This is a genomic window from Cryobacterium levicorallinum (assembly GCF_004402405.1).
GTDB classification, from domain to species: Bacteria; Actinomycetota; Actinomycetes; order Actinomycetales; family Microbacteriaceae; genus Cryobacterium; species Cryobacterium levicorallinum.
In genome coordinates, this window is sequence record NZ_SOFE01000022.1 from 33,846 (window position 1) to 57,850 (window position 24,005).

The following is a 24,005-nucleotide window of genomic DNA, read 5'->3' on the forward strand; positions in this document are numbered from 1 at the left end:
CCACCCGCCCAGCGCGGCTATCGGCTCGGCAGAGCCCGCTACCGCACCCAGCGCAGCTAGAGGCTTGGCAGGGGCCGCTCTTGCACCCAGCGAGCCACGAACCCGCCGATCGCCCGACTGCCGGTGTGCTCGGCGAAGAACTCGATGAAGTCATCGGTGGAGACATACCCGTGCCGCCGGGCCAACGTGTATGCGCGCAGGGCTGAAAAGAAGGCCTCGTCGCCGAGCGACTTGCGAATGGCGTGCAGGGCGAGCGCTCCCCGTTTGTAAACGCGGTCGTCGAACATGGCGTGCGGGCCCGGGTCTCCGACGACGATGTCGTGGGGCAGCGCAGCGACCTTGCCGCGGTGCAGGGCGGCCAGAACGTCGGCGGTGCGACCGCCGCGTTCCTCCTCCCAGAGCCATTCGGCGTAGCAGGCGAAACCCTCCTGCAGCCAGATGTCCTGCCAGCGGGCCACGGTGAGGCTGTTGCCGTACCACTGGTGCGCCAGTTCGTGGGCGATCAGCCGGTCTTCGCCGTGGTTGCCGTCGACGTGGTTGCTGCCGAACACGGCCAGGCCGTGCGCCTCGAGCGGAATCTCCAGCTCGTCCTCGGTGACGACGACGGAGTATGACGCGAACGGATACGGCCCGAATCGGTCGGCGAAGAACGCGATCATCTCGGTGAGGCGGGCGAAGTCGGTGCCGACCCGGGTGGCCAGTTCAGCCGGAAAGTACAGGCTGTGCGCGACCGGCCGGGCGGCGAGGTCGCGGCGGCGGTACCGACCGATCAGCACGGTCGCGAGGTAGGTGGCCATTGGCTCCCGCACGTCGAAGGTCCAGCTGGTGCGCCCAGAGCGACTCGACTGTGCCGACAGCACCCCGTTGGACACCACGGTGTACCCGGATTCACAGCCGACGGTGATGCGAAAGGTGGCCTTGTTGCTCGGATGGTCGTTGCACGGAAACCAGGAGGGGGCCCCGCAGGGCTGCCCAGAGACGAGTACGCCGTCGTCGAGTTCTTCCCAGCCGACATCACCCCAATTGCTGCGCACCGGATGCGGCGCCCCGCGATAACGCACCACGACCTCAAACAGGGCCCCGGCTTCCACCGGTGTGGCGAGCGTGATCACGAGTTTGCGGGCCGTGTGCGTCACCTTCGCCGGCCGCGCGCGGTTCACTGTGACTTTTTCCATGCTGAGCCCGGCGAAATCGAGACTGAATCGGTCCAGCCGCATCAGCGCCCGCGCGGTGATGATCGCGGTGGCGTTCAGCCGGTTGGTGGCCACTCGGTAGTCGAGGGTCAGCTCATAGTGCTCGGCGCTGTAGCCGCCGTTGCCGGAGGTGGGAATATAGGGGTCGCCGGCGCTGGCGGCACCGTGAGTGGTCTGCAGAGTCTGGCCCATCAGTCAACTATTCCACGCTCGACCACGGCGGCTGGTGCCACGGCGTAATCGGGTTGCCGGACCAGAGCGACCCGGTCGGCACGCGTTCGCCGCGCATCACGAGCGAGCCGGGGCCGACGGTCGCTCCGGCATCGATTGACGCCGCTGGCAGAATGACACCGTTCGGGCCCAGGGTGGCACCCTCGGCGAGTTCGACCGCGTCAAGCTGCATGATCCGATCGTGAAACAGGTGGGTCTGCACGACGCAGCCGCGGTTCACCGTGCTGCCGGCACCGAGTCGCACGAGATCGGCTTCGGGCAGCCAATAGGTTTCGCACCAGACACCGCGCCCCACCGTGGCGCCGAGGGTGCGCAGCCACACGGCGAGCGCCGGCGTGCCCGATGCTTTCTCGGCGAACCACGGGCGAGCCACCATCTCCACGAAACTGTCCGACACCTCGTTGCGCCAGATGAACGATGACCAAAGCGGATGCTCCGACGCGTCGATCCGCCCGACCAGCGTCCACTTGACCACCGTCGTGACCCCGGCGGCGACCGCGCCGGCCACGAGCATGACCACGCCGGACAGGGCGATGGCCGCGCCAAGTCCGAGCCTGAGCCAGACCAGGTCGAGCAGGGCGAGTACGAGCAGCGCGATCCACGCGGCGGTGACGCCGGCCACGATGCGCAGCAGTTCCCAGAGTGACCGGGCGACTTTCAGGCGTACGGGAGGGTGGAACGTTCGCGAGTCGTCGGCATCCGTTTGCCTGCGCCGCAGGCGGGCCGGCGGGTTGCCGAGCCAGCTGGAGCCGCGCTTGGCCTTGCGCGGCGTCGAGGAGAGCACAGCGACGAGCCCGTTGCGCGGCACGGTACGACCGGGGCCGGCCATGCCGCTGTTGCCCAGAAAAGCCTTGCGGCCGATCTTGGCCGGGCCAATGTGCATCCAGCCGCCGCCGAGTTCGTAGCAGGCGACCATGGTGTCGTCGGCGAGAAAAGCGGCCGGCGCGATCGTCGTCAGCGAGGGCAGCAGCAGCACGGTTGACGCCTCGACGTCGGCGCCCACCTTGGCGCCGAGCAGGCGCAGCCAGGTCGGGGTGAGCAGGCTCGCGTAGACCGGAAACAGCACGTTGCGAGCGCCGTCCAGGATACGTTCGGTCATCCAGACCTGCCAGCCGATGCGGCTGCGCACCGGATAGTAGCCCTCGCGCAGCCCGATACCGAGGGCTCGCACGAAGGCGATCACGAGCAGGGCGTAGGCGAGTCCACCGGCCAGAACCGCGACCGGCATGATCAGCGCTGCCCGCAGCGCGGCGACACCGAGACTGCCGGCGTCGCCGACGGCACCGCCGACGATGACGGCGCCCAGCGCGAGGGCCAGCGTGGGAATGGCCGTCATCGCGACGGACCCGGTGGCGAACGCGCCGAGCCACCGGCTGGCCCTTGCCGGCCGCTCGGCCGGCCACGGACGCCTTGCCGACCCCGCCCGGCGGGCCGGGGAACCAGCCCAGCGCTCCCCCGGTGGCACGCGGGACGAAACTGCAGCGCCGGGTTCGATCTCCGCGCCGTTCCCGACGTGGGCCCCGCCGAGCAGGGTGCTGCGCGAGCCGATTCGGGCGTCGGCACCGACGTGCAGGTGGCCGATCCGCAGCACGTCGCCGTCGATCCAATGGCCGGCCAGGTCGACCTCGGGCTCGATCGAGGCCTGGGCGCCGATGGTGAGCAGACCGGTGACCGGTGGCAGCGAGTGCAGGTCGACGTCGCGGCCGATCTCTGCGCCCAACGCCCGGGCGTAATAGCTGATCCAGGGGGCACCGGCCAGGCTCGCTGCGTCAACGAGCAGTGCCACCTGCTCGGCGAGCCACAGCCGCAGGTGCACGGAGCCGCCGCGCGGATAGTTACCCGGCACCAGGTTGCGCAGCAGCAGCCTCGATGCGATCACCGCGATCAGCATTTTGCCGGGCGGCGTCACGAACAGCGCAAAACCGAGCGCCACCCACCACCAGGACAGCGTCGGCGCGAAGGTCGCCCCGGCCAGGCTCAGCAGGTTGTTTGCGATGGCAAGGTAGACCAGCCAGCGGGCGCCGCTGAGCACGTGCAGGGGAATGCCGAGCAGGGTCTGGGCGAGCTGGCTGCGCGCCGGTGTCGGCAGCACGGTGCGCACGACTGGGACTTCCACGGGAGTGCGCGCGTCGAGTTCCTCGGCCAGGGAGCCGATGCGCGGGTGGTCGTAGAGGTCGGCGACGGTGGTTTCGGGGTGCCGGGCCCGCACAGCCGACACGAATTGCGCGGCTGAGAGCGAACCGCCGCCCTGGGCGAAAAAATCATCGTCGGGGCCGGTCACCGGCACGCCCAAAATGGATGCCCACGCCTCGGCCAGCCACTCGGCCGTCGGTGACAGCGCCGCGGTCTCATCGGCCGATTGAGGCAACGGCCAGGGCAATGCAGCCCGATCGACCTTGCCCGAGGTACGGGTCGGCAGCGCGTCGACGATGGCCAGCAGCGGCACGAGTGCGGCTGGGAGTTCCTCGCGCAGTCGGTCAATCGCAGCCGGCCGATCGAACGCGGCGTCCGCGTTGAGGGCGATATAGCCGACCAGAATGTGGTTGCCGGCCGGGGTGGTCTGGACCACGGCGGCGCCGCCAGCGACTCCGGGGAGAGCGCCCAGGGCAGCATCCACTTCACCGAGCTCGATGCGGCGGCCACCGAGTTTCACCTGGTCGTCGGCGCGCCCGGCAAAGACAAGGCCCGCCGTTTCGAAGCGCACCAGGTCCCCGCTGCGGTAGGCGCGATCCCAGCCGAGCTGCGGGTGCTGCGCATATTTCTCGGCGTCCTTCTCGGCGTCGAGGTAACGGGCCAAACCAACGCCGCCGATGATGAGCTCGCCGGTCTCCCCCTCGGCGACCCGGTGCCCGGCCGCGTCGACGACGGCGAGGTCCCAGCCGTCGAGCGGGAGGCCGATGCGCATCTCGCCGATGCCGTTGACGAGGGCGCCGCAGGCCACGACGGTCGCTTCGGTCGGGCCGTAGGTGTTCCACACTTCGCGTCCGCGGGTGGCAATGCGGGCGACCAGTTCGGGCGGGCAGGCCTCACCGCCGAAGATGAGCAACCTAACGGCCTCGAGCGACTCTTCCGGCCAGAGCGCGGCGAGGGTCGGCACGGTCGAGACGACGGTGATGCCGTGGGTGATCAGCCACGGGCCGAGGTCGGCGCCGCTGCGCACGAGCGAGCGCGGGGCGGGAACCAGGCAGGCGCCGTTGCGCCACGCCAGCCACATTTCCTCGCAGCTCGCGTCGAAGGCCACAGAGAGCCCGGCCAGCACGCGGTCTCCGGTCCCGATCGGTTCGTCCCGCAGAAACAGTCCGGCCTCGGCGTCGACGAACGCGGCCGCCGAGCGGTGGGTGACGGCGACGCCCTTGGGCACGCCGGTCGAGCCGGAGGTGAAGATGACCCAGGCATCGTCATCGGGCGTCGGAATGTTGCCGGTCGGAAAGACCAGCGCGGGATCCTCGTGCGGTCCGACACGGCGAGCGCGCAGGGCCTGCACGTCGAGGCCGTCGCGAGGCGCAAACACGCCGCCCTCCCCGATGATGCCGACCACGTGGGCTTCGGCGAAGACCAGCCGGGCGCGTTCCTCCGGGTCGTCCGCGTCGACCGGAACGTAGGCGGCACCCACCAGCAGCGTGGCCAGGATCGACACATACAGGTCGCGGGTGCCGGAGGGAATGCGAATTCCCACGGTGTCGCCGCGCCGCACCCCGGCCAGGCTCAGCGCATTCGCCTGTGCCTGCACGCGTCGCAGCAGGCCGCGATAGCTGATCGTTCCGGCCGCATCTTCCAGGGCCAAAGCCTCCGGATGCTGCGCCGCGGTTTCCGCAATAATGTCGGCGAGGGTGCGGGCCGGCTTGGCCCGGTGGCCCGCCGCCAGCACCTCCTGGCCGCGCCCGCCCCGGTCGGACGCGATCGGGTGACTTTGGCTCTGGTGCTCGCTCACACTGCTCCTTGATCAGGTCGTGGCAGTGGTGCACGGCGCGAAAACACCAGTCTAGAACTCACCGGTAACGCGCAGGTGAACAACCCCCGCCGGGGGTCGTCCGGCCTGGCAGTGGCGTGCAGAGTCTCAATGAAGTGTGCTTGCGCATCCGCTCCCCCTGGGTCGACACCTCGGGGAGCGTCGCAACAGCATTTCCCGGCTCGCAGCCGCGGATACTGGGTAACGTCCCGCCATCCGGGGACGAATGGAGTACTTGATCTTGAAGCACGCATCGAACTCCACCTGGACACGTCTGAAGGAAGAGGCGGCCGTTCACCTCTACGACGAACTACATAATGACGCGCGCGGCGTGAGGGCAGCGGCCCACGACACGGAAACCTCGCCAATCCAAGTGCAACGCCCCGTGGATTCCTAAACCCTCGCAGCCTTCCGCACAATCATCGAATAGGCGAGTTGCGACTCGCAGCGGCCTTCAACGCGAGCGTCTCCACGGCAACGTGTGGCAGCGAGGTGTTGGCCTCCGGCGCCCGAGAAACACAAAAACCCTGCATCTCAGATTTTGCGAGGGATGCAGGGTCGTAAACCGGTGTGCCCCTGGAGGGATTCGAACCCCCAACCGTTTCCTTAGGACGGAACTGCTCTTCCGTTGAGCTACAGAGGCTGGCCGGGCAAGTTTAGCCTGCGCAACGTCGCTGACGCGAAAGCCCGCAGTACCCCACGTGCCGCGGACGCTGCAGTAGCCCCGCTGCAGCAGTCGCACTGCAGCAGTCGCACTGCAGCAGTCGCACTGCAGCAGTCGCTCGGACGTACCTTAAGGGCGCACGCCAGCGCATCCGCTTTGGTGCCGTCAGGCGGCGGGTGCCAGATAGGCGTCCCAGTCCTCCAGCGGTCGCTCGATACCGCGCACGACCCAGGTCGTGCCCTGCGGCATCCGCGGGGTGAAGCGCAGTTCCCACCCCATTTCGGCCGGTGTGTGGTCGCTCTTGAGGTTATTGCAGCGCAGGCAGCAGGCGGCAAGATTGTCCCAGGTGTCGCGGCCACCGCGCGAGCGCGGCAGCACATGGTCGATCGTGGCCGCGGACTTACCGCAGTAACAGCAGCGGTGATCGTCACGGCGCAACACTCCGCGGCGACTGACCGGCACGAGTCTCGACATGGGAATGCGCACGTACCGCGTGAGCAGAATAACGCTCGGCCGATCCCACGAGCCCGACGCCGCGAAAACGGGGTGATTCTGATCGGACTGCACGATCGTCGCCTTCTGGTTCATCACCAGAATGAGTGCTCGTTTGAACGAGACAACGGCGAGGGGCTCATAGCCCGCATTGAGTACCAGTGTGCGCATGCGCTCCCTTTCGAAGGAGGCTGGACGGCTTCCAGCCATTCGAACTACATCCGATGCGTACAGAACAGGAGCGTGACAGCGCAAGAGAGGGTACAAAAAAGGCGCCGTCACAATGACAACGCCTTACGGCTGCTCACGCAGCTCTTCTCGCTCTGACAACTATGCCGAAAGCACTCGCGACCGCGCACATCCATGGTGTGGATAGTGCGTCGCTCATGCATGGGCTCTCCTAAAGACCTACAACTACATCAGGGCACTAGGTTAACCCACAAATGGCGCAACAGGGAAACCTGTGTGCGCCATCGGTGTGAGCTGTCACCCAGTGTTCACCGCGGGGGCGACTTAGATGCCGATCCGTACGATGTAGTAGTCGCTGGTCCAGATGGGCTGGATCCGCACGGACTGGCCCGTATAGGGCGCGTGCAAAATGTTGCCGTTGCCGGCGTAGAAACCGTCGTGGCCGTCCATGATCACGAGGTCGCCGGGCACGGCATCCTCGATCGCGATCTTGGTTCCGGCTGCACCCTGGCCCGTCGAGGAGTGCGGCAGGCTGATACCGAACTGCGCATAGACGTACATGATGAAGCCGGAGCAGTCGAAGCCGGCCGGGGTGGCGCCGCCATAGACATAGGGCACGCCCTGATACTGCGAGGCCACATTGAAAACGGATGCGAGATCAAAATTCGGGTAGGTCGGGTTGGCCAGGTAGTCGGCGACGCTCGGGCCGGAGTAGCTCGCGGCGTACGAGGTCATCTGCGCGGCAACTTCGATGCGGCGGGTTTCGGCCGCGGCAGCAGCAACGGCAGCTTCAAGTTCCTCCGGGGTGGTGGCGGTGAATCCCTCGCGAGCAACACTCACGGTCGCTGCCTGCGCGTCGACTTCAACGGCTTGAGCCTGAGCCTTGGACATCTCGGAGGATTCACTGGCCTGAAAGCTGGCTTCGTTCGAACCGGGGGCGAAGGCATAGGCCGGGAGGGCCATCGTGGCGATCATGCCGGTAGCGAGGGTCATGACGACGGCATTGCCGAGGCGGCTGCGGCGCTTCTTCGGGGCAGCGCGGGGCAGCGCTCGCTGGGTGTCTGCCGTCGATTCCACTGCTGCCAGGGCATCGGATGTTCGGCTCAGCCCGCGGCGGGACCTTCTCGTTCCTAATGCAGCCAAAGTTTTAACCTCCGGCGCCTCGACAACACTAGGTTGTTGTCCCGTCCACTTCGCTAATCGCGGGTGTGTTCCTAGTCAAGAGACGGGGCGAACAGGCGTCCTAACTAGAGTCCTTCGACCGTTTCTGATCTGTGGGACTCCCCGAGGCTACAAGAAGCACACCCATTTGTCACCCTGAAATACCATTTTTCTAACGAATTGGTAACGGAACGCGTGTCCCCGGGAGGCGACCGGCGGCATCCGTCGACCAGCGATGCGGGCTGGATCTCAGTGAACGACCGGGATGTAGCCGTCCGGTGTGCTGACGAAAATGTGACTGGCGACCTCACTGGGCAATTCCAGGCCAGCACCAAAACCTTCGACCTGTACTAGAACGTATGATCCGGCCACCGAGAAGACTCCGGTGGCGCCGGGCATGACGCCGCTCTGCTTGAGCTGCAGCAGCAGCTCGGGGTCGAACTGCACCGGTTCCCCCAGGCGACGGATGACCGCGGTCACCGGCTCGGGTGAACTCGCCACCACCGCCACCACGTTGGTCACTCCCGCCATGAACGCCACGGCCGCCGATTCGCCGAACTCGTCCAGACCCGGAATCGGATTGCCATACGGAGACTCGGTGGGGTGACCGAGCAACTCCAAAATCTTACGTTCCACCTGTTCGCTCATCACGTGCTCCCAGCGACAGGCCTCATCGTGCACGAACTCCCACTCGAGCCCGATCACGTCGCTGAGCAGGCGCTCGGCCAGACGGTGCTTGCGCATCACGTGCACGGCCTTACTGCGGCCCGCCACCGTCAATTCCAGGTGCCGGTCGCCGGAGACGACGACGAGGCCGTCCCGTTCCATGCGCGCGACGGTCTGAGAGACCGTGGGGCCGGAGTGCCCGAGGCGCTCGGATATGCGCGCCCGCAACGGCACGATCTCTTCTTCCTCCAGGTCGAGGATAGTGCGGAGATACATTTCGGTGGTGTCGATCAGATCGCTCATCCGCAGCCCTTCGTTCAGCTCGTGCGCGCACCGCTCATCTGGTGACGGAAGGGTGCCTCGTTGGCGGCCTCGGCAATGGCCCGCACAGCGTCACAAGCCTACCTGCCAGTGGGAGGGCAACTAGAATTACGGCATGGCCGACCTTCTCATACCCACCGATTTGCTCCCCCTCGACGGACGATTCGGCTGCGGCCCATCGAAAATCCGGCGAGAACAGCTCGACCACCTGCTCGGATTCGGCACGGGAGTGCTCGGCACCTCGCACCGCCAGTCCCCCGTGAAGGACCTCGTCGGCCGAGTACGTGGCGGCCTCGCCGAGCTGTTCAGCATTCCGGACGGCTATGAAGTCGTGCTCGGCAATGGCGGCTCGACCGCCTTCTGGGACGCCGCAGCGTTCTCGCTGATCGAGAAGCGCGCGCAGAACCTGGTCTTCGGCGAGTTCGGCGGCAAATTCGCCAAGGCGGCTGCCGCCCCGTGGCTCGACGCCCCCGACGTGATCAAGGCCGACACCGGTTCGCGCAGCGCCTTCATCGTGAAGGGCGGCATCGACGTCTACGCTTGGCCCCAGAACGAAACCTCGACCGGCGTCATGGCCCCGGTCACCCGGGTCACCGGCGATGCCGGCGCCCTCACCGTCATCGATGCAACGAGCGCCGCCGCCGGCATCGACTTCGACGCCAGCCAGGCGGACGTCTATTACTTCGCCCCGCAGAAAAACCTCGCCTCCGACGGTGGCCTGTGGATCGCCCTGTTCTCCCCGGCGGCCCTCGAACGAGTCGAACGTATCGCTGCGAGCGGCCGCTACATTCCGGAATTCCTCAGCCTCAAGAACGCCGTCGACAACTCGCGCCTGAACCAGACGCTAAACACTCCAGCCCTCAGCACGCTGCTGCTGATGGAGAACCAAATCGACTGGATCAACCAGAGCGGCGGTCTGGCGTGGGCGTCCGCGCGCACCCAGGCATCGTCATCCGTTCTGTATGACTGGGCGGAGGGCGTCGATTACGCGACCCCGTTCGTGGCGGACCCGACCCACCGTTCGCAGGTCGTCGTCACGATCGACTTCGACGACGCCATCGATGCGTCAGCGATCAGCAAGACGCTGCGCGCCAACGGCATTGTCGACACCGAGCCGTACCGCAAGCTCGGCCGCAACCAGCTGCGCATCGCGACCTTCACCGCGATCGACCCTGAGGACGTCAAGAAGCTCGTCGCGTCGATCGAATACGTCGTCGGCCACCTCGGCAACTAGCGCGAACCGCGGGCGAAAGGATCGGGCCATGCGTCTCTGGTTAAAAGACAGTGAACGGCGACCCGATCCGCTGCCCGCCAGAACGGATGCCCGCACGGCACTGGTCGTGGGCACGCTGATCTGGCTGATGGCCCTCGGCGCCGCACTCGTCGTTGAGTTCACGGCGCCGCAGGCGTCAGGGGCGGCGAGCGCGGCGGGACCGGGTTGGTGGCTGTGGTGCGCTGTGATCGGCGTCGGACTCGGACTCGCCGGTCTCGCCTGGGTTCAGTTCCGCCGCCGCTAGCGCCTCATCGAAATCGATGCCGTCGAGGGCGTCAAGCGAGTCGTCGTCACCGTCGTCGTCGTCGGACTCATCGTCGTTGTCGTCGTCTGAGTCGTCGTCGTCAGAGTCGTCGTCAGAGTCGTCGTCAGAGTCGTCGTCGTCGTCAGAGTCGTCGTAATTCTCTGATTCTGAATCGTCGGCATCCGCCTCCGAGTCGTCCTCGACCAGTCGATCCGACCACGGCACCCACTCGGGTGCGAGCAGGGAATCGTCGCCGGGGGTGAGCTCGGTCTCGAGCACCGTCGGCGCGGCGTTTTCATCGACTCGGGCCAGGGAAACCGTCCAGCGCCAGCCCGGATAGCCCGTCATCAGGCAGTCGAACAGTAGCGAGATCACGAGTTCGCCCTCATCGAGGTGCCCGATCACCTCGCCGATCGTGTCCTCGTCGGTGATCTCCAAAAGCGCAGCGCGGGCCAGATCGACAGCCGCGAGCAGGGTGGCGTCGGTCGGTTTCGCCGTCGTCGGCTGGACGTCGGTCGGCTGGACGTCGGGCACGTCAGGCATCCAGTTCCTCGGCGACCTTGCGCAGCATCGCCGCGATCTTCTTACTATGGCTCGACTCGGGGTAGCGCCCGCGCTTGAGGTTGGTGCCGATGCCGTCGAGCAGCTTCACCAGGTCTTCGACGATGATCGCCATGTCGTCGGCGGGTTTGCGGTTGATCTTGGACAGGCTTGGCGGAGCTTCAATCACCCGCACCGAGAGCGCCTGAGCACCGCGCTTGCCATCGGCGATGCCGAATTCGAGCTTCGCGCCGGCCTTGACGGTAACGCCGGAAGGCAGGGCGGAAGCGTGGAGGAAGACTTCCTGGCCGTCATCGGAAGTGATGAAGCCAAAACCCTTCTCCTCGTCGTAAAACTTGACCTTGCCGGTAGGCATCTGAACCTCACTGAGTTTTGGGCGCACGAAAAAGTGCGGGGTGTGCACCCAGCATATTCGGTTGCGGCCGCTGCGTGCCCGTATCCTTAGGCTGTGACCAATCAAACTCCACGACCCGTCAGCCGGATAGAACGTGTTCTCGCTTACATGGTCGCGAGCGTGGTCGGGTTGTCGATCCTCGCCTTCATCGCGGTGATCGCGGCTACGGCGATGGGCGTCAAGGCGGCGCAATTCGGGCAGGGCATCTGGCCATCCGTTATCGTCCTCCCGACCTTCGGTCTGCCGGTTGGATTCCTGCTGGTCATCGCGCTCATGGTCACGGTGGGAGTTCGCCGCAGTCGCGAAGCCCGACGAGACCGCGAGTAATGCTCGGCCTCGCGTCACGACTCCGGGCCCTGTCCGATGCCGAGCTGCGGCACGTGATCGGGGTGCGCGGTGTGAGCGCGAGCGGCATCCACGATTTTTTTGACCTCGCCGAGGCACTGCTGCACCCCGACAGTATCCAGCTGGCGCTCAGCCACCTGGACCGATCCGTCCTGGCCGTCCTGGCCGTCGCCGGCGAGTGCACGAGCGCTGATTCGGCACCCAGCCTGCACGCCGTCGCCGGGCGGCTCTCAGCACTGAGTTCCGCCGAGGTCACGGCCGTCGATGTGGCCGCCCGCGCCGACTCCCTCGACGCCCTGCTGCTCACCGTTCGCGCGGACGGATGCTGCATCCCCTACGACGCCGTCTCGGCTCACCTGGCTAAATGGCCGGCCCAGGGCCTTCCGGGAGCCGCCGATCTGGCCATCACGGTCTCCCCCGCTGCCGTAGCCGCCGTGCCGGACGCCGATATCCCGTTCATCGACCAGCTCGCCGCCGAGCGCGCCTTCTCGGTTGTATCGTCGATCGCCGAGCTGGTCAATGAGCTCAGCCGCGAGCCGGCCCGCGAGCTCAGCCGCGGCGGACTCGGCCTGCCCGACACGAAGCGCCTGGCCGCCATTATGACCGTCGAAATCGAGCTGGTCGCCCCGATTGTGGCTCTGGCCGCGCGCGCAGACCTGCTGGCCCGCTCCGACGGGTATTGGATGGAAACCGAGGCCGGCGAGGCCTGGCTGCTCCAGGGCACTACCTCCCGCTGGGCCGCCCTGGCTGCGGCCTGGCAGGCGGCCCTTCCGCCGATCGTCGCCGACATTCTGCCGCGGCAGGCTGGACTGTTCTGGGGCGAGGCGCTATCGGGATTCATAGCCTGGCTCTACCCGGCAGGCGGCGAGTGGATGCAGACGCAGCTGGCCGAGTTTGCCCGTGACGCCGAACTGATCGGAATCACCGCCCACGACACCACGAGCACCGCCGGCGCGAGCGTGCTGCGCGGCGACCCCGAGGCGGCCGTGGCGACCATGGTGGCCGCCCTGCCCACCGAGGTCGGTGCCGTGTATCTCCAGCACGACCTGTCAATGGTGTCCCCCGGCCCGTTGGCCCCGTCGATCGATGCCCGCCTGCGCGGGATGGCCGACGTGGAAAGTCGGGAACTGGCGTCGAGCTATCGCATCACCGCGGCATCCGTCAATCGTGCGCTGGCCGCGGGCGAGGACGCTAAGTCCCTGCTGGCCTTCCTGGCATCGATCTCGCTCACCGGAATTCCCCAGCCGGTGGACTACCTCATCAACGAGTCGGCCGCCCGCTACGGTCGTGTGCGGGTGGGCACCCTAGCCGAGGACGCCGCCCTCGCGTTGAGTTACGTTTCTTCAGCGGATGCCGCGCTGCTGAACACGATCGCGGTCGATCAGACCCTCGCCCCACTCGGGCTGGTGCGCGCCGACGACGGCGAGCGCCTGCTCAGTCGGTTCGGCGGCGACGCGGTGTTTTGGGCGCTCAGCGATGCGCGCTATCCCGTCGCCGCTGAGAATGAACACGGTGAGATCGTGCACCTGCGGCGACACCAGGTCGCCCGGATCACCGAGACGCCGCCGAAAGATCCGGCCCTGAACCTGGTCGAGAAACTCCGCGCCGGCGACGGCCACGGCGTGTCGGTCGCGGATGCCTGGCTCGCCCGCCAGCTCGACTCCGCCATCAAAGCGAAGCAGACCATCCTGGTCAGCATCGCGATGCCCGGCGGCTCGGTCGTGGACTATCTGCTGCAACCGGCCAGTGTCAGCAACGGCCGCTTCCGAGCTCGCGACCGACGCGCCGACATCGAGCGCACCCTGCCGCTCAAGAGCATCCTGAGCATCACCCCGGCACCCTGACCGATCGGGACACCCAGCGCGAGCATTGGCTGAGTGCGCGGAACCAGCCGGGTGCCAGGGACGTCACCCGACGCGAGTAGGATTAGGCGCTATGTCTGATGGCCCCCTGATTGTCCAAAGTGACCGCACGGTGTTGCTCGAAGTCGCCCACCCTCTTGCCGAGGATGCTCGTCACGACCTCGCCGTCTTCGCCGAACTCGAACGAGCCCCCGAGCACATCCACACCTATCGCATCACGCGGCTGGGTCTGTGGAATGCCCGGGCGGCCGGCCACGACGCTTCGGACATGCTCGCCACGCTGGAGAAATATTCTAAATTCGCCATACCCCAGACGGTCAGCGTGGACATCACCGAGACTGTCGGTCGCTACGGGCGTCTCGTCATTGAACGCGACTCCGAGGGCGCTCTCGTGTTGCACAGCAGCGACCAGGCCGTTCTCACCGAGATAGCAGGAGCCAAGCGCATCGCGCCGCTGCTGATCGGGCATCCGTCGCCGGAAACGTACCTGGTGGAGCCGTGGGCGCGCGGGCAGCTCAAGCAGGAGCTGGTGAAGCTCGGCTGGCCGGCCGAGGACCTCGCGGGGTACACGCCGGGCACCCCGCACGACATCGCCCTGCGCGAAGACGGCTGGGCGCTGCGCGACTACCAGAACAAGGCCGTCGCGAGCTTCTTCGACGGTGGCAGCGGCGTGGTCGTGCTGCCCTGTGGCGCCGGTAAGACACTGGTCGGTGCCGGAGCCATGGCCACAGCGAAGACCAACACCCTCATCCTGGTGACCAACACCGTCTCGGCGCGACAGTGGCGCGACGAACTGCTCAAGCGCACCACGCTCACGCCCGACGAGATCGGCGAATACTCCGGGCAGGTCAAAGAGGTCAAGCCCGTCACCATCGCGACCTACCAAATTCTCACCGCGAAGCGCAAGGGTGAGTACGCCCACCTCGAGCTGCTCGATGCCATGGACTGGGGCCTGGTGATCTACGACGAGGTGCACCTGCTGCCAGCACCCGTGTTCAAGCTCACCGCCGAGCTGCAGGCGCGCCGCCGCCTCGGCCTGACCGCCACCCTGGTGCGCGAGGACGGCCGCGAGGGCGACGTGTTCAGCTTGATCGGCCCCAAGCGGTTCGACGCACCGTGGAAGGAGATCGAAGCCCAGGGCTTCATCTCGCCCGCCAACTGCTATGAGGTGCGCATCGACCTGCCACAGTCGGAGCGGCTCAGCTATGCCGCGGCAGCGGACGACGAGCGGTACCGCATGGCCGCAACCGCACCGGCCAAGCTTGGCGTGGTGCAGGCACTGATCCAGAAGCACGAGGGCGAACGCATCCTGGTGATCGGCCAGTACCTCGACCAGATCGACGAACTCGCCGAGGTCTTGAACGCTCCCCAGCTCACCGGTGCCACCCCAATCGACGAGCGAGAACGGTTGTATCAGGCGTTCCGGGTGGGCGAGGTCAAGGTGCTTGTGGTGTCGAAGGTTGCCAATTTCTCGGTCGACCTGCCCGAGGCGACCGTGGCCATCCAGGTGTCCGGCTCGTTCGGCTCCCGCCAGGAAGAGGCCCAGCGTCTCGGCCGGCTGCTGCGCCCGAAGGAGTCCGGCCTGTCGGCGAACTTCTACACCCTCGTCGCCCGCGACACGGTCGACCAGGACTTCGCCCAGAACCGCCAGCGCTTTCTCGCCGAGCAGGGCTACAGCTACACGATCCTCGACTCGCACAGCCTCGAGGCCGCCTAGCTCCTCTCCCGCGCGCCTGATTACTTCCCGGGCCCGGGCCCGGAAAGCGGGCCCATGCTAGATCATGGGCCCGCTTTCGCAAGGTGGGCCCAGGCGGATGCAGACGCCGGGATCAGCGCATAATCCCGCCTAGCGCCACGGCCACCGACCCGTGAGTTTCGCTCGCCGAGCCGTGAGTTTCGCGGCGTTGAAACGATTAATTCGCCCAACACTCACGGCTCAGCAACGAGCGCGCGCTCAGGATCGGGCGTAGCGCAGAAAGAGCATGTCGCCGGCGCGCAGCACGTGCAGCAACTCCATAGCGCGGGTCACAGCACTAGCGCCAACGGCGATACGCCCAGCAGAGCCCCCCACCAGCACCGGGCTGAAACTCAGGCACAACTCGTCGACACAGTCCGCCGCGAGCAGGTCGCCGAACAGGTGCGGCCCCCCCTCGCACAGGATCTGCGGCAATCCGCGTGCGGCGAGCGCCGCCACCACGCGGTGCGGCTCGACTTCTTCGTCGCCGCACACGATCACGTCGGCCACCGCGGCGAGCGCGGCCCGCCGGTCTGACGGGGCGGCGGCGTGGGTCAGCACGATGGGGCGGGTCACGGCTTCCGTGAAAAGCGGATGCCGCGGGTCGAGATCCAGACGCCCCGACACCACGGCTAGCGGAGGCTGGGCGGCCAGACCCGCCTGCGTGCGCCAGGCCGCGTCATCCGCTGATAAACGAATGCCACCGTAGCCCTCGGCCCGAACGGTGCCGGCCCCGATGAGGATCACGTCGGTCAGTAGCCGCAGGGTGTCGAACACGAGTTTGTCGTCGGCGTTGTTCAGGCCACCGCTCAGGCCGTCGATGGTTGCGGCGCCGTCGAGGCTCGCGATGAAGTTGACGCGCGTCCGCGGCGCCCCGCGGTCGGCCACCCGGTAGTGCTCGATAAGTTCCGCCCGCGGCGGCAGCTCGGCGCGCATCAGGCGAGGTTGTGACGCTCGTAGGCGGGCTGCCGAAGCCCGAGGATGGCCTCGGTCATGCGCACGGCATCGACCGCCGCGCGCACGTTGTGCATGCGCACGATCCGCGCCCCCTGCAGAATACAGACCGTCATGGCGGCCAGCGACCCGTCGACCCGTTCACCGCGCGGCCGATCGAGGCTCTCCCCGACGAAATCCTTATTGGAGACGGCCACCAGCGTCGGCAGGCCGAGCCCGGTAATCTCGCCGAGCCTCCGGGTGAGTTCGAGCGAGTGCCGCGTGGTCTTGTTGAGGTCATGGCCGGGGTCGATGATGATGCGGTCGGCCCGCATCCCCCGCCCGAGGGCTCGGTCGACGCGGGCGAGCAGAAACGCGCTGATCTCGCCGACAACATCGTCGTACTGCGGCGCCGGATAGGGCATGCGCGGCGCCGCGAGGCTGTGGGTGATCACGAGGGTGGCATCGCTGTCGGCGACGACGTCGGCCATCGCCGGGTCGTGCACGCCGGTGGTGTCGTTGATCACGTGCGCGCCGGCGGCAATGCTCGCGGCGGCCACGGCCGGGTGGAAGGTATCGACCGAGATGACCACGCCGGCGCCGCGCAGCGCCTCGACCACCGGAACGACCCGGTCGATCTCCTCCTCGATCGGCACGATTGGCCCGGGCGCGAACTTGGCGCCACCGATGTCGACCCAGTCTGCCCCGTCGGCAATGGCCTTCTGCGCCGCCAAAACGGATGCGTCGAGCGCGAACGTTGCACCCTGGTCGTAGAACGAGTCCGGCGTGCGATTGACGATGGCCATCACGGCCACCTCGCGATCGAAATCGAAGGTGCGGCCGCCGATCAACCGGCGCGGAGCATCCAGTTGAGGAAGCATCACTCCCGGAGCGGAGTTGATTCTCGTGCGTGTCATAACGGTCCTCACCATTGGAACAAATCGATTGTTCCATTCCATCATGTCGCCAACTCCTGCCGCGGAACGGATCATCGGCCGTCGATCCCCGCACACGGACTTACTCTCAGTAAAGCTTCAGCTAACACGCAGATACTGGGGGCATGACTGACGGCCCCCGCATCCTTATCGTCGATGACGAACCCAATATCCGCGACCTACTCACCACCAGCCTCCGCTTCGCCGGCTTCGCCGTACGCGCAGTGGGCAACGGCGCGCAGGCTATCTCCGCCGTGCTCGAGGAGGAACCCGACCTTATCATTCTCGATGTCATGCTGCCCGACATGAACGGTTTCGGTGTCACCAAGCGCCTGCGTTCGGCCGGCTACACGGCCCCGATTCTGTTCCTGACGGCCAAGGACGACACCGAAGACAAGATCACCGGCCTCACCGTCGGCGGCGACGACTACGTGACCAAGCCGTTCAGCCTCGACGAGATCGTCGCCCGGATCAAGGCCATCCTGCGTCGCACCATGCACGCCGATGAAGATGCCGTCATTCGAGCCGGTGAACTCACCATGGATCAGGACACCCACGAGGTTCTCGTCGGCACCGAGGCCATCGAACTGAGCCCGACCGAGTTCAAGCTGCTGCGCTACCTCATGCTCAACCCCAACCGGGTGCTGTCGAAGGCGCAGATCCTCGATCACGTCTGGGAATACGACTTCAACGGTGACGCCGGAATCGTGGAGAGCTACATCTCCTACCTGCGCCGCAAGGTCGACGTGCACTCGAGCGAACCGCTCATTCAGACCAAGCGTGGCTTCGGCTACATGCTCAAGGCCGCCAAGGCGTAGTCACGGCGTTCGTTATACACAGCGAGCTTTCGTAGACTAAATCCCCTAATGCACGAAACCCTGTCCAGGCGGTGGAGCAGCATCTCCCTCCGTTCCAAGATCACCGGTGTCACGGTGTTGATGCTCACGCTCGGCCTGCTCGTTTCCGGCATCGGCACAATGGCCATGCTCAAGCAGTATGTGGTGACCCAGGTCGACACCCAGCTGCAGGTCGACACGCAGACCGCGCTCAGCGGTTACTCGTCGAGCGTGTTCTCGCAGGGTGATACCGAGGGCGTCGCCTCGGACTATTTCGTGGCCCTGTACGACCAAGACGGCGCGCTGATCACCCGCACCTGGCAGGAACGTGACCACGCCGAGCTGCCGGTTGTCGGCATGCCGCTCGACCTGAAACGGGTCTCGCAGCTTGACGGACAGATTCAAACTCTGTGGGACGCCGCCCACGACACCGAGTTTCACGCGATCATGGTTCCCGTGGTGATCAGCCCCACCGGTACCTACGGCACCCTCGTCATGGCCGTGTCGCTGCGGCCCACCGAGAACACCATGGCCACCTACCTCACGATCTTTCTGGGTTTCGGCGCCGGGGTCGTGCTGATCGGCGCCATGCTCACCCGCGTGCTCGTCACGACCACCTTCGTGCCGTTGCGCGAGGCGGAGCAGACCGCGGCCGCCATCGCCGACGGTGACTTCAGCCAGCGTCTCGGCGGCGCAACGCCGAACACCGAGGTCGGTCGTCTCAACCGCTCGCTCAACATCATGCTCAGCCGCATCGACCGGGCCTTCAAAGACCGCGCCCGCACCATTGACCAGATGCGCCGCTTCGTCGGCGACGCCAGCCACGAACTGCGCACCCCCCTGGTTTCGGTGCGCGGCTACGCCGAGCTGTACCGCATGGGTGCCCTGCAGACCCCCGAAGATGTCGCCCAAGCCATGGAACGCATCGAAAAAGAGGCCATTCGTATGGGCGGTCTGGTCGAGGATCTGCTCGAACTCGCCCGCCTCGACGAGACCAAGCCGCTCGCGCTCACCCCGGTCGACCTCGTTCCGCTGGCCCGCGACGCCGCCCTCGATGCCATGGCCAGCTCACCGGGCCGCCAGGTGACGGTGGTGATTCCCCCGCCCGTGCTTGTGTCACTCGAGGCTGACGCCGATCTGGACCACCACTTCGGTGACTCCGGCGAGATCGACAACGATGGAACGGAGAGCGTCACCACCGGCACGATTACCCGGCCGTCCGGAACGGGCACTCCGACCGGTGCCATTGCCTTCGCCGGCGCCACCCTGGCCCGGCTGCGCACCCGCAAACCGCGCCGCACAACCGCTGTGCTGCCCGATGCCGGCCTGACTGTGTTGCCCGTCGTGCCCCAGCTGCCGCCCGTGGTGATGGCCGAAGAGAACAAGATTCGCCAGGTCATCACCAACCTGATGGGCAATGCGATGCGGTTCACCGCCTCAGACAGCCCGATCGAACTCGAGGTCGCAGTCGACCCGCGCACCCTGCGGGCATCGATCGCCATCGTCGACCACGGCGAGGGCATCCCGCCGCAGATTCGGGAGAAGATCTTCCAGCGCTTCTGGCGCGCCGACTCCAGCCGCGCCCGCGAAACCGGTGGCAGCGGCCTCGGCCTCGCCATCGTCGCCGCCATCGTCGCCAGCCACAACGGCACCGTCGACGTCGTCGACACCCCCGGCGGCGGCGCCACCTTCCGGGTCTCGCTCCCCCTCGCCGGCACGCCGAGCGCGCCGCTGCACGCCCAGCCCGTCATTCCGTAGCGGCCCTCCTGCACCGGCCGCGGCAGGCGGCATCCATTCACAAATTGACTGCCGGGCAGCGGATTCTGCACGCTCGCCTTCTACGCTCATGGTCACCAACATCCATGTTTGAGTAGCAGGAAGGCACACCATGACGAGCTTTCAGGTCGACAGCGATGCGGTGCAGAGCACCGCCAACACCGCACGCGGCACGATCGGGCGGGTGCAGGCCGATGTGGCCGAGCTCAACGCCCAGCTCACCAGCCTCGAAGGGTTCTGGACCGGCCAGGCGTCTGCCGCGTTCCAGGGGGCTTTCGCCGAGTGGCGCGGCATGCATCAGCAGCTGGAAGAGAGCCTGACCCTGCTCAACCAGGCGCTGAGCCTGGCCGGGCAGCAGTACGCCGAGACCGAGCAAGCCAACACCCGGCTGTTCGCGCGGTAGGCGATTCGTGGCCGGTCGGAGTGTGTTATCTCGCGCGGGATAGCACTACCGCACCCAGCGCATCCCGAAAAAGCCCGGAAAGACGCGGATTTTCGGTTGCTAGACTGACAGACGCGCGTACGCCGCCACCGCGGCCACTCGGACAGCCAGCCCGCGCACACGCGGCCGGCGCCACCCCGACATCACACCAAGCACCAAGGATGAGATGACTCTCTCTGCCCACACTCCCGCCACCGAACCATCGACCGGACCGCCTGGCCTCCCCCCGGAGAACAAAACCCGGGTGAACAAGACGGTCTTCTTCGGTTCAGCCTCCGGCATCATTGCCATCGCCCTCTGGGCGATTCTCGCCCCCAGCAACGCGAGCGACGTCATTGCTGCCGTCGTCGGCTGGGTGTCGGTCAACCTCGGCTGGTATTACTTTCTGATCGTCACTGTCGTGCTGGTCTTCGTCATCGTCGTCGCGCTGTCCCGGGTCGGCAAGACCCGCCTCGGGCCAGACCACTCCAGGCCGCAGTTCAGCCTGTTCACCTGGACCGCCATGCTCTTCGCCGCCGGAATCGGCATCGACCTCATGTTCTTCTCGGTCTCCGAACCGGTCACCCAGTATCTCGTTCCGCCCACCGGTGATGGCAGCTCCGTTGAGGCCGCCCGCCAGGCCATGGTCTGGACCCTGTTCCACTACGGCCTCACCGGCTGGGCCCTCTACGCCCTCATGGGTCTGGCCCTCGGCTACTTCGCTTACCGGCAGAACCTGCCGCTGAGCATCCGTTCGGCGCTGTACCCGATCTTCGGCAAGAAGATCCACGGCCCGATCGGCGACGTGGTCGACATCGCCGCGATCCTCGGCACCATTTTCGGCATCGCCACGAGCCTCGGCATCGGCGTCGCCCAGCTCAACTACGGCCTCACTTTTATGTTCGGAACGCCGGAGACCCTGCTCGTGCAGGGCTCGCTCATCGCCCTGAGTGTGGTCATGGCCACGATCTCCGTCGTCTCCGGGGTCGAGAAGGGCATTCGTCGACTGTCCGAGCTGAACGTTCTGCTGAGCGTCGGCCTCATGCTGTTCATTCTGATTGCCGGCAACACGAGCTTTCTGCTCGACGCCATCGTCCTCAACATCGGTGACACCCTGAGCCGGTTCCCGGCCATGACCCTCGACACCTTCGCCTACGACCGCCCCGATGAATGGCTCAACTGGTGGACCCTGTTCTTCTGGGCCTGGTGGATCGCCTGGGCGCCGTTCGTCGGGCTGTTCCTGGCCCGCATCAGCCGCGGCCGCACCATCCGCGAGTTCGTCGCCGGCACCATGATCGTGCCGTTCGCGTTCATCCTGATCTGGATCGCCGTGTTCGGCAACAGCGCCCTCGCTATCGTGATCGGCGGAGATGCCGGCTTCGGCGAGGTCGCCATGAATTCGCCGGAGCGTGCGTTTTACTCGCTGCTGGCCGAGTTCCCGTTCGCCCCGGCCACCGCCGCGATCGCGACCTTCACCGGACTGCTGTTCTATGTCACGAGCGCCGACTCCGGCGCCCTCGTCATGGCCAATTTCACCTCGCATCTCAAGGACTCCGAGTCCGACGGCCCGAAGTGGCTGCGCATCTTCTGGGCGGTGACCACCGGAGTGCTGACCATGGCAATGCTGCTGGTGGGCGGCATCCCGACCCTGCAAAATGCCACGATCATTATGGGGCTGCCCTTCTCCGCGGTGCTGCTGCTCGTCATGCTCGGGCTGTATCGGGCGCTTCGGTTGGAGCAATCGCTCACCGACAGTTACCGGGCCAGCCTGCCCGGCCTGTTGTCTGGCCGCAGCACCGACCCGGCGCGGGCGCGCAACTGGCGTCAGCGGCTGACCCGCGCCATGAGCTACCCTGGCCCACGCCAGGCCGAACGCTTCGTGTCGAGCGTGGCCCTGCCCGCCCTGCAGGAAGTGCGTGACGAGCTCGTGACGCAGGGTGCCGAGGTGACGCTATCGCAGGGCGTGGTCGATGGTCTGCAGATTCCGCACCTCGACCTCAACGTGTCGATGGGCGACGAGCGTGGTTTCAAATACCAGATCTACCCCGTGCAATTCGACACTCCGACCTATGCGGTGCGTTCGGCGAGCGCCAGCGGCAAGTATTACCGCATGGAGGTTTTCTCCCTCGAGGGCAGCCACGGCTACGACCTCATGGGCTACAGCAAGGAGCAGGTCATCACTGACGTGCTCGATCATTACGAAACCCACCTCGACTTTCTGCACCTGAACCGGGCAGAGCCGGGAAACACCGCCCTCGCCGAGGACCAGGTGGCTAAAGACAATTGGGAAGCCGATTTTGAATCGGACGAGGTCAAGCAATGAACACACCGATCGATACCGCGCCGCCGGCCACGCTGTTCATCAGCGGCGCCTGGGTACCAGCGAGCGACGCCGGCACCCGCGAAATCCACTGCCCGGCCGATCAGAGCCTGGTCGGCACGGTCAGCGAGGCGACCACAACGGATGTCCATGCTGCGATCCGCGCGGCCCGCACCGCCTTCGACAGCGGCCTGTGGAGCAGCGTTCCGGCGCCCGAACGTGGTGATTTTCTGCTGTGCGTCGCCGCTGAACTGCGCGTGCGCCGGGCCGAGTTCGCCCGCGCCGAAACGCTCGACACCGGCAAGCGTCTGGTCGAGAGTGAAATCGATATGGACGACATCGCGAACTGCTTCGCCTACTTCGGCAAGATCGCCGGGCAGGACAGCGGACGCATCGTCAATGCCGGCGATGAAAACGTTGTCAGCCGCATCGTGCACGAGCCCGTCGGGGTCTGCGGGCTGATCGCGCCGTGGAACTACCCATTGCTGCAGGCCGCGTGGAAGATCGCCCCGGCCCTCGCCGCCGGTAACAGTTTCGTGCTCAAGCCGAGCGAGCTCACCCCGCACACCAGCATGCTCATGATGGTGCTGCTGGACGACCTCGGCCTGCCGGCCGGCGTCGCCAACCTCGTGCTCGGCGCTGGCGCTGTGGCCGGGGCCCCGCTCTCCAGCCACCCCGACGTCGACCTGGTCTCGTTCACCGGCGGTCTCGAGACCGGCCGGAAGATCGCAGCGGCCGCCGCCGGAACGGTCAAGAAGGTCGCCCTCGAACTCGGCGGCAAGAATCCCAACGTGATCTTCGCCGACGCCGACTTCGACGCCGCCGTGGACAACGCGCTGAACGGCGCGTTCGTGCACTCGGGGCAGGTCTGCTCGGCCGGCGCGCGCATCGTGGTGGAAGCATCCGTTGCGGAGAAGTTCGTCGACGAGCTCGTGCGCCGGGCCAACCAGATCCGTCTCGGCGGACCGTTTGACCCGGAAGCCGAAACCGGGCCGCTGATCAGCGCAGCGCACCGCGACAAGGTCACCGCCTACGTTGCGAAGGGCATCGCCGAGGGCGCCCGCCTGCGCTGCGGAGGAACCTGGGGCGCAGGCGACCTCGCGCAGGGCTTTTATTACACGCCGACCGTGCTCGACCAGGTTTCAAGCGGCATGTCCGTCGTGATCGACGAGGCTTTCGGTCCGGTCGTGACGATTGAAACCTTCGAGACCGAAGCCGAGGCCGTGCGCATCGCCAACGACACCGTCTACGGCCTGGCCGGAGCGGTCTGGACCCAGGACGCCGGCAAGGCCCAGCGCATGGCCAAGGCCTTGCGGCACGGAACCGTCTGGATCAATGACTTTCACCCCTACCTGCCGCAGGCGGAGTGGGGCGGCTACGGCCAGTCCGGCGTTGGTCGCGAGCTCGGCCCGATGGGCCTCGGCGAGTACCAGGAAACGAAGCACATTTACCAGAACACCGCACCGGCCGTCACCGGCTGGTTCGCCGCACGTTAGGACCACCG

The 24,005-nt window shown here is 66.5% G+C and carries 18 protein-coding genes and 1 tRNA gene; 9 read left to right on the plus strand and 10 right to left on the minus strand.

What is annotated here, in order from left to right:
• Positions 1-56: 56 nt before the first annotated feature.
• The 6 genes from E3O11_RS10555 to E3O11_RS10580 form a co-directional block, all read right to left on the minus strand.
• Positions 57-1,385 carry a M1 family metallopeptidase gene (locus tag E3O11_RS10555; RefSeq protein WP_092451052.1) on the minus strand — a complete coding sequence of 443 codons (1,329 nt, stop codon included), beginning with the start codon at positions 1,383-1,385 and terminating at the stop codon, positions 57-59.
• A gap of 7 nt (positions 1,386-1,392) precedes the next feature.
• Entirely contained in the window at positions 1,393-5,292 is a 3,900-nt protein-coding gene (locus tag E3O11_RS10560) for a Pls/PosA family non-ribosomal peptide synthetase (protein WP_233195094.1), read from the minus strand.
• A 652-nt stretch (positions 5,293-5,944) separates the two neighbouring features.
• Positions 5,945-6,016, minus strand: a tRNA-Arg gene (locus E3O11_RS10565).
• A gap of 186 nt (positions 6,017-6,202) precedes the next feature.
• The gene (locus tag E3O11_RS10570; RefSeq protein WP_092451054.1) at positions 6,203-6,700 is read right to left on the minus strand and encodes an HNH endonuclease; all 498 of its coding nucleotides are present in this window, start codon (positions 6,698-6,700) and stop codon (positions 6,203-6,205) included.
• A gap of 342 nt (positions 6,701-7,042) precedes the next feature.
• Positions 7,043-7,795, minus strand: coding sequence for a C40 family peptidase (locus E3O11_RS10575; protein WP_241994700.1), 753 nt, complete (start codon positions 7,793-7,795; stop codon positions 7,043-7,045).
• A 333-nt stretch (positions 7,796-8,128) separates the two neighbouring features.
• The gene (locus tag E3O11_RS10580; RefSeq protein ID WP_092451056.1) at positions 8,129-8,848 is read right to left on the minus strand and encodes an iron-dependent transcriptional repressor DtxR; all 720 of its coding nucleotides are present in this window, start codon (positions 8,846-8,848) and stop codon (positions 8,129-8,131) included.
• A gap of 133 nt (positions 8,849-8,981) precedes the next feature.
• On the opposite strand from E3O11_RS10580, the gene serC reads away from it, so the two are divergent.
• On the plus strand, positions 8,982-10,100 hold the full coding sequence (gene serC / locus E3O11_RS10585; RefSeq protein ID WP_092451058.1) for a phosphoserine transaminase: 1,119 nt from the start codon (positions 8,982-8,984) through the stop codon (positions 10,098-10,100).
• Positions 10,101-10,275: 175 nt separating this feature from the next.
• Here serC and E3O11_RS10595 read toward each other — a convergent pair whose 3' ends face one another.
• The gene (locus E3O11_RS10595) at positions 10,276-10,926 is read right to left on the minus strand and encodes a DUF3027 domain-containing protein (protein ID WP_092451062.1); all 651 of its coding nucleotides are present in this window, start codon (positions 10,924-10,926) and stop codon (positions 10,276-10,278) included.
• Complete coding sequence (locus E3O11_RS10600; protein ID WP_092451191.1) at positions 10,919-11,299, minus strand: cold-shock protein; 381 nt, start codon at positions 11,297-11,299, stop codon at positions 10,919-10,921. The genes E3O11_RS10595 and E3O11_RS10600 overlap by 8 nt, the downstream gene beginning before the upstream one ends.
• A 93-nt stretch (positions 11,300-11,392) precedes the next feature.
• Here E3O11_RS10600 and E3O11_RS10605 point away from each other — a divergent pair, with 93 nt between their 5' ends.
• The 3 genes from E3O11_RS10605 (at position 11,393) to E3O11_RS10615 (ending at position 15,262) form a co-directional block, all read left to right on the plus strand.
• Entirely contained in the window at positions 11,393-11,665 is a 273-nt protein-coding gene (locus E3O11_RS10605) for a multidrug ABC transporter ATPase (RefSeq protein ID WP_134443801.1), read from the plus strand.
• The gene (locus tag E3O11_RS10610; protein WP_092451066.1) at positions 11,665-13,527 is read left to right on the plus strand and encodes a helicase-associated domain-containing protein; all 1,863 of its coding nucleotides are present in this window, start codon (positions 11,665-11,667) and stop codon (positions 13,525-13,527) included. The genes E3O11_RS10605 and E3O11_RS10610 overlap by 1 nt, the downstream gene beginning before the upstream one ends.
• Before the next feature lie 91 nt (positions 13,528-13,618).
• Positions 13,619-15,262, plus strand: coding sequence for a DNA repair helicase XPB (locus E3O11_RS10615; RefSeq protein ID WP_092451068.1), 1,644 nt, complete (start codon positions 13,619-13,621; stop codon positions 15,260-15,262).
• 237 nt (positions 15,263-15,499) lie between these two features.
• Here the strand turns inward: E3O11_RS10615 and E3O11_RS10620 are convergent, their stop codons facing one another.
• Together E3O11_RS10620 and folP are read right to left on the minus strand one after the other, a co-directional pair.
• Positions 15,500-16,216 (minus strand): pyrimidine reductase family protein, encoded by a 717-nt coding sequence (locus E3O11_RS10620; protein WP_092451070.1) that lies wholly within the window; start codon positions 16,214-16,216, stop codon positions 15,500-15,502.
• Positions 16,216-17,130, minus strand: a complete 915-nt coding sequence (folP, locus tag E3O11_RS10625) for a dihydropteroate synthase (protein ID WP_092451072.1) — start codon at positions 17,128-17,130, stop codon at positions 16,216-16,218. The genes E3O11_RS10620 and folP overlap by 1 nt, the downstream gene beginning before the upstream one ends.
• Positions 17,131-17,273: 143 nt before the next feature.
• Between folP and E3O11_RS10630 the strand changes: the two genes are divergently transcribed.
• The 5 genes from E3O11_RS10630 to E3O11_RS10650 all read left to right on the plus strand — a co-directional run bounded on the left by E3O11_RS10630 (position 17,274) and on the right by E3O11_RS10650 (position 23,997).
• Positions 17,274-17,966 carry a response regulator transcription factor gene (locus E3O11_RS10630; protein ID WP_092112483.1) on the plus strand — a complete coding sequence of 231 codons (693 nt, stop codon included), beginning with the start codon at positions 17,274-17,276 and terminating at the stop codon, positions 17,964-17,966.
• A 48-nt stretch (positions 17,967-18,014) separates the two neighbouring features.
• Positions 18,015-19,742 carry a sensor histidine kinase gene (locus tag E3O11_RS10635; protein WP_092451074.1) on the plus strand — a complete coding sequence of 576 codons (1,728 nt, stop codon included), beginning with the start codon at positions 18,015-18,017 and terminating at the stop codon, positions 19,740-19,742.
• A gap of 130 nt (positions 19,743-19,872) precedes the next feature.
• A complete protein-coding gene (locus E3O11_RS10640) occupies positions 19,873-20,163 on the plus strand; it encodes a WXG100 family type VII secretion target (protein WP_092451076.1) in 291 nt (96 codons plus the stop codon).
• 205 nt (positions 20,164-20,368) lie between these two features.
• Positions 20,369-22,504, plus strand: coding sequence for a choline BCCT transporter BetT (gene betT / locus E3O11_RS10645; protein WP_092451078.1), 2,136 nt, complete (start codon positions 20,369-20,371; stop codon positions 22,502-22,504).
• A complete protein-coding gene (locus E3O11_RS10650) occupies positions 22,501-23,997 on the plus strand; it encodes an aldehyde dehydrogenase family protein (protein ID WP_092451080.1) in 1,497 nt (498 codons plus the stop codon). The genes betT and E3O11_RS10650 overlap by 4 nt, the downstream gene beginning before the upstream one ends.
• Positions 23,998-24,005: the final 8 nt, after the last annotated feature.